Annotated in this window: 7 protein-coding genes; 4 read left to right on the forward strand and 3 right to left on the reverse strand. The window is 65.3% G+C overall.

The features are described from left to right. The first annotated feature begins 16 nt into the window (after positions 1-16). Positions 17-964: a DUF808 domain-containing protein gene (locus QZV93_RS07270; protein ID WP_295557200.1), complete on the forward strand. Its 948-nt coding sequence runs from the start codon at positions 17-19 to the stop codon at positions 962-964. A gap of 16 nt (positions 965-980) precedes the next feature. Here QZV93_RS07270 and QZV93_RS07275 read toward each other — a convergent pair whose 3' ends face one another. The 3 genes from QZV93_RS07275 to QZV93_RS07285 form a co-directional block, all read right to left on the reverse strand. Continuing rightward, a complete protein-coding gene (locus QZV93_RS07275; RefSeq protein ID WP_295557202.1) occupies positions 981-1,598 on the reverse strand; it encodes a hypothetical protein in 618 nt (205 codons plus the stop codon). A 141-nt stretch (positions 1,599-1,739) separates the two neighbouring features. Continuing rightward, complete coding sequence (locus QZV93_RS07280) at positions 1,740-2,504, reverse strand: rhomboid family intramembrane serine protease (RefSeq protein WP_295557204.1); 765 nt, start codon at positions 2,502-2,504, stop codon at positions 1,740-1,742. A 125-nt stretch (positions 2,505-2,629) separates the two neighbouring features. After that, complete coding sequence (locus QZV93_RS07285; RefSeq protein WP_295557206.1) at positions 2,630-3,412, reverse strand: alpha/beta hydrolase; 783 nt, start codon at positions 3,410-3,412, stop codon at positions 2,630-2,632. A gap of 319 nt (positions 3,413-3,731) precedes the next feature. On the opposite strand from QZV93_RS07285, the gene QZV93_RS07290 reads away from it, so the two are divergent. The 3 genes from QZV93_RS07290 to sufB all read left to right on the forward strand — a co-directional run. After that, positions 3,732-4,214 (forward strand): Rrf2 family transcriptional regulator, encoded by a 483-nt coding sequence (locus QZV93_RS07290; protein ID WP_295557208.1) that lies wholly within the window; start codon positions 3,732-3,734, stop codon positions 4,212-4,214. A 2-nt stretch (positions 4,215-4,216) separates the two neighbouring features. Beyond that, entirely contained in the window at positions 4,217-5,329 is a 1,113-nt protein-coding gene (locus QZV93_RS07295) for a cysteine desulfurase family protein (RefSeq protein ID WP_295557209.1), read from the forward strand. Positions 5,330-5,379: 50 nt separating this feature from the next. Next, positions 5,380-6,256: Fe-S cluster assembly protein SufB (gene sufB / locus QZV93_RS07300; RefSeq protein ID WP_295557210.1), on the forward strand; the 877-nt coding region annotated here is incomplete at its 3' end.

The raw sequence follows: 6,256 nt of genomic DNA on the forward strand, positions 1-6,256 counted from the left end.
AAACGGGGACCGGCGCATGAGCGGCCTTCTTGCACTTCTTGACGACGTGGTGGCGCTGACCAAGGTCGCGGCCGCCACGCTCGACGATGCTGCGGCGCAAGCCGTCAAGGTCGGTTCGAAGACGGCGGGAGTCGTCATCGACGATGCCGCTGTGACGCCGCGCTACGTGACGGGGCTGGCCGCCCAGCGCGAGCTCCCCATCGTCGGGAAAATCGCCCTCGGCTCCCTCAAGAACAAGCTCCTGTTCCTGCTTCCGGCCGCGCTGCTGCTGACGGTGTTTCTGCCGCAGGCCATCACGCCGCTGCTGATGATCGGCGGCCTCTATCTCGCCTACGAAGGCTTCGAGAAAGTGCTGCACTGGATCACGGGGGCGGAACCCAAGACCATCGCCACGGCGGTGGGTCTCGACGCGCAGACGCTCGAGGACCAGCGCGTCGCAGGCGCGATCCGCACGGACTTCATCCTGTCGGCGGAGATCATGGCCATTGCTCTCGCCAACATCACAGACCCGGATCTGGTGACCAAGGGACTGGTGCTCGGCGTGGTTGCGCTGCTGGTGACGGGCGCCGTCTATGGCGCCGTGGCCCTGCTGGTCAAAGCCGACGACTTCGGCTTTGCGCTCGCGCAGCGCGGAGGGGTCATCTCCGGGGCGATCGGGCGGGCGCTGGTCCGCGGCATGCCGCCGTTCCTGCAGATCCTGAGCGTGGTCGGCACGCTCGCCATGCTTTGGGTCGGCGGCGGCATTCTCGTGCACGGCCTGGCGGAGTACGGCGTGACCGCACCCGAGCATGTGATCCATGCCGTGTCCGACGCGGTGCGCAACGCCATTCCGGCCGCAAGCGAAGCGCTGGCGTGGATCGCGGGAGCATTCGGGGCGGCCATCGTGGGACTCATCGCCGGGGCCGTGACGGCGATCGTCGTCAAGATCGTGACGGCCCCGTTCGCCAAGGAGAAGGCATCGTAATTCGCGCTTGCGGCGGCTACGATGCTTTCCCGTGCGGCGGCAGCGAAGCCAGCGTTCCGTCGACGAAGGCGGAAACCACAACAAGCGCATCAAAGAGCGTGTGACCCAGGATCTCGAGGTTTTCCTCGAACAGGTCGCGCGACATGCTGCCCACCATCAGACCGTCCCACAGATGACGATCGAAGGTCTTGGAGATGAAGTAGGTCCAGAGCACCGACATCAGAAGCGTGACGATGGTCTTGTTCGAAATGAAGGGCTCGAGACGGTCGCGCGCGTGCGAAGCCCAGAAGATCAGCAAGGGAAGCGCGATGTAGAACCCGGTGTTGGTGCCGCGGAAATGCAGCTCGCGCAGGAGAAGCGCCAGTGCGAACAGCGCCAGCCAATCGAAGTAGGGCTCCGGCCGCCGCGTCGCGAGGCCGATGGCGAATACGAAACCCACGCCCAGTATGATCGGCGAAATCAGCTCTGCATGCTCCTTGTCCAGGTAGGGGGCGATGCGCGGCAGAGTGTTGAGCCAATAGATGACCAGCGCCCCCGCCGCCGGCACTAACAAGACCCAGACCGGCGTCATCCGCAGCAGACGAAGGACGGTTTCCCAGTGCCACCTGACGTTTGCGCTCAAATTGTCTGCCACCGACCGCCCCATGTCACGTTGTCACGAGGCCGATGTAACGAGCCGGCGCGGCGGTGCGTCAAGGCTGCGAAAGCCTTTCCGCGCTTACATTTGTGACAGGTTTGGCGATCGCGCCGCGCCGCGAGACCTCGTGCGCAGGAGCTAGCGGCGCCACCACCAGGTCATCCAGCGCATCCAGGTGGTCCATGGCCAGAGCGCGGACCGTGTCGCCGCCTGGGTTTCCTGCAGCGGGTTGGCGGCCGGCGCCAAGCGACGGACAAGGATCCAGCCGGCGATAAAGCCGCCGATGTGCGCCCACCAAGCGATTCCGCCGCCGCCCGGCTGGGCGAGCGAGCCCAATCCCTGCATGACCTGGGTCGCGAACCAAAGCCCGGCAAACAGCAGCGCCGGCATCATGAAAAATACGGGCAAGATCACGATCGGCTGCAGGATGTTGACCCACGCATAGGGAAAGCGGCGGGCATAGGCGGCGATGACACCGGCGATCGCTCCCGAGGCACCGAGGGCCGGCACCGGGGACGAGAAATTGAAAACGAAGTGCAGCGCGCTCGCGGCAAGACCCGATGCGAGATAGAGCGCCAGGAAGCGATCCGAACCCAATCGGTCTTCGAGGGCGGGCCCGAACACCCACAGCACCCACAGATTGGACGCGATATGCATCAGCCCGCCGTGCAGGAACATGTTGGTGACGAACGGCAGGAGGTTGGCGCGGCTTGCGTCGTGAGCCACAGCCCAGGCGCCGTCCGTATAGCGCGCGGGGACGAGGGCGAACGTATTGATGAAAGCCTCGGCATCGGCTTGCGACAGCGTCACCTGATAGAGGTAGGCGGCTATGCACAGGCCGATGAGAGTCCAGGTCGCCCTCGGTGTCGCCGTGTACGGGATGGTGTTGTTGGTCGGGATCACGGGCACCTCGTGCAGCAGCCGACGACATCGCCGCGCCTAGGCTATGCGAGGCCGGGCACGATGTTCAATTGTGCCGGTGACGCAGGTCCTGGGTGCGGCGTGCCCGGTCGAGGCTGTCTCGAGTCCTACTCGTCGTCGCCATCGTCGGCGTCGGCGGCGCCGCTGCTGCCGCCGCTGGCCGCCTCTTCACGCTCACGCTCACGCTCGCGCTCGCGGGCCGCCTCGCGCTCTTTCTCGCGCTCCTTCTGCGTCTCGCGATCCTTCAGCGCCTTGGCGAGGCGCATGTCGAGGTAACCGCCGACGACGGTCTCGAGCTCCGGCGTCTTGTCCTCGAAGAAGTGGTTGGCGCCGGGGATGATCTCGTGATCGATCTTGATGCCACGTTGCGTCTTGAGCTTGCCGGTCAGCTCGGCGACCGAGTTCGACGGCACAACACGGTCCTTGTCGCCGTTGACCATCAGGCCCGAAGACGGACATGGGGCCAGGAACGAGAAGTCGTACAGGTTGGAGGGCGGCGCTACGCAGATGAAGCCGTCGATCTCCGGGCGGCGCATCAGGAGCTGCATGGCGATCCAGGTGCCGAACGAGACACCGGCGATCCAGCAATATTTGGCGTCCGGCTTCACCATCTGCAGCCAGTCGAGCGCGGAGGCCGCGTCCGCCAATTCGCCGGGGCCGCCGTCCCAGAAGCCCTGGCTGCGGCCGACGCCGCGGAAGTTGAAGCGCAGCACCGAGAATCCCCGCTGCGCGAACGTATAGTAGAGGCTGTAGACGACCTGATTGTTCATCGTCCCCCCGAACTGGGGGTGGGGATGGAGAATGAGGGCGATGGGGCTGTCGCTGGCCGGCTCGTGGTGGTAGCGGGCCTCGATGCGGCCCGCAGGCCCATTGATGATCAGCTCGGGCATCTAAGTCCTGTTCGCTATTAAATTCGTGGGGTTGCTGGGCTCGGAACGGGGCCGCTTCGGCACGCGTAATGCGTTATCCAGAATTCACGAGATCGTGCCCAAGAGAATGCTTGATTTCCCCGCTCGGAATTTTCATATTCCGGTTGCAAGTTTAGAACGGTTCGAAAGAGAGGCGCCCCCTCGGGCGATCCACTTTCGGGCTGCACCCAGCGTGTGAGGCGGCGCACTTGCCCGCGTCTCTTAGCACACGTGGGGTGGTTGGTTGCAAGCAGTATGCGCCCTTCGCACGCGAAGGGAGCGCAACAGGGCGGTGAACGGCATGGAACTCAACACACGCGGTCGCTATGCGGTGATGGCGATGGCTGACCTCGCAAAGCACGGAGCGGGAAGCTCGGTGCCGCTATCGGCAATCGCGCAGCGCCAGCACATCTCGCTCGATTATCTCGAGCAGCTGTTCCTGAAGCTTCGCCGCGCGGGCCTAGTGGAAAGCGTCCGCGGACGTCACGGCGGCTACAAGCTCGGGCGCGGGGCAGGCGAAATCTTCGTCGCCGAGATCATGACGGCCGTCGAGGAAGGGACGCGCATGACGCGCTGCTTCGGCGAGCAATCGCTCGGGTGTCTCGAAGGCCAGAGGTGTCTCACGCACAATCTCTGGACGGCGCTCGGCGACCGCATCGAAAGCTTCCTTGCCAGCGTCAGCCTCAAGGACGTCATCGACGGCATTCCCGTCGCCTCGCCTGTTGCGGGCGTCACACCGCATGTCCCCTCGTCCGTCGCAACTCTGGAGAGACCGACGCAGTGAGCATGGCGCGCACATACCTCGATCACAACGCGACGGCACCGCTGCGTCCGCAAGCGCGCGCGGCAGTCGTGGCGGCGCTCGACGTGTTCGGCAACGCCTCCTCGGTGCATGCCGAGGGGCGGCGCGCGCGGGCATTGATCGACGAGGCGCGCGAGGCGGTGGCTCAGCTGGTCAATGCGGACGCGGGTGAGGTTGTGTTCACAAGCGGCGCTACGGAAGCGAACACGTGGGCGCTCTCGGCGCCTTGGGAGACGATCGTGCTCGCGGGTATCGAGCACGATTCCGTTCGAGCGCCGGCGACCGCGATGGCTGCGGCCCGGGGGGCGCGGGTCGTCGATATTCCCGTCACGCGCGGCGGGACTGCGGATTATGGGTCCGCGCCTCTCAACGCCGCGACGCTTCTGGTGCTCCAGCTCGCCAACAACGAGACGGGCGTGCTGCAGAATGTGGAGGCCGCGGGCCTCCGAGCCACAGAGAACGGCGCGCGGCTGCATACGGACGCCGTGCAGGCGCCGGGACGCGTCGCGATCGACTTCAAGACGCTCGGCGCGTCGACCATGAGCCTTTCGGCGCACAAGATCGGCGGGCCGAAAGGTATCGGCGCGCTCGTTGTCGGCAACGGCGTGACGCTTCCGGCGCTGTTCGCGGGCGGCGGACAGGAGCTGCGCCGGCGCGCCGGGACGGAAAATGTCGCCGCCATCGCCGGGTTCGGGGCAGCGGCACGGGCTGCGCTCGACGAGCTTGCGGGCGCGTCGCGTGTCGCCAAGCTGCGCGACCGGCTCGAGGCCGAGGTCAAGCGCGCGACGCCGGAAGCCGTCATCATCGGAGCGGATGCGCCGCGCCTTCCCAATACGGCGGCCATCGCGCTTCCCGGCGTCTCTGCGGAAACGCTGGTAATCAAATTCGACCTCGCAGGCGTCGCGATCAGCGCAGGTGCCGCGTGCTCCTCGGGCAAGGTCGCAGAGAGCCATGTGCTCACGGCCATGGGGCTGCCGCCCGAGATCGCGGGCAGCGCCATCCGCGTCAGCCTGGGGCCCGAGACGACGGAAGCTGAGATCGCGGCGTTCCTAGCCGCTTGGACACGAATTTGCGGCAGCGCCTCGCTCGCTGCGTAACGACTTCAAAAAGCCGGCCTCGGCGGGCCGCACTGTAAAGGTGGATGTGAATGGCTGCTGTTCAGGAGACGATCGACCAGGTCAAGAAGATCGACGTCGATCAATACAAGTACGGCTTCGAGACCAAGATCGAGACGATCAAGGCGCCGCGCGGCCTCAACGAGGGCATCGTCCGCTTCATTTCCGAGAAGAAGGGCGAACCTCAGTGGATGCTCGACTGGCGGCTCGAAGCCTATGCGCGCTGGCGCAACATGACCGAGCCGACCTGGGCCAAGGTCAGCTATCCCAAGATCGATTTTGAGAACCTCTACTACTACGCGGCGCCGAAGGGCACCGACGGACCGAAGAGTCTCGGGGAGGTCGATCCGGAGCTGCTCCGCACCTACGAGAAGCTCGGTATTCCGCTCAAAGAGCAGGAGGTGCTGGCGGGCGTCTCGGGCGCGCGCGTGGCGGTGGATGCGGTGTTCGACAGCGTGTCCGTGGTGACGACGTTCAAGGACGAGCTCCGCAAGGCCGGCGTGATCTTCTGCTCGATTTCGGAGGCGATCCGCGAGCATCCTGAGTTGATCAAGAAGTACCTGGGCTCGGTGGTGCCGCAGGGCGACAACTTCTATGCGGCGCTCAACGCGGCCGTGTTCTCGGACGGCTCGTTCGTCTACGTGCCGGAAGGCGTGCGCTGCCCGATGGAGCTTTCGACCTATTTCCGCATCAACGAGAAGAACACCGGCCAGTTCGAGCGCACGCTCATCATCGCGGAGAAGGGCGCCTACGTTTCGTACCTGGAAGGCTGCACGGCGCCGATGCGCGACGAGCATCAGCTGCATGCGGCCGTCGTGGAGCTGGTGGCACTCGACGATGCGGAGATCAAGTATTCGACGGTGCAGAACTGGTATCCGGGCGACAAGGATGGCAAGGGCGGCATCTATA

Origin of the sequence: uncultured Hyphomicrobium sp. (assembly GCF_902826555.1) — a bacterium.
GTDB lineage: Bacteria > Pseudomonadota > Alphaproteobacteria > Rhizobiales > Hyphomicrobiaceae > Hyphomicrobium_C.

Coding starts and splice junctions, on each gene's coding strand:
- QZV93_RS07270 (WP_295557200.1), top strand. CDS start 17: ATGAGCGGCCTTCTTGCACTTCTTGACGACGTGGTGGCGCTGACCAAG.
- QZV93_RS07285 (WP_295557206.1), bottom strand. CDS start 3,412: ATGCCCGAGCTGATCATCAATGGGCCTGCGGGCCGCATCGAGGCCCGC.
- QZV93_RS07290 (WP_295557208.1), top strand. CDS start 3,732: ATGGAACTCAACACACGCGGTCGCTATGCGGTGATGGCGATGGCTGAC.
- QZV93_RS07295 (WP_295557209.1), top strand. CDS start 4,217: ATGGCGCGCACATACCTCGATCACAACGCGACGGCACCGCTGCGTCCG.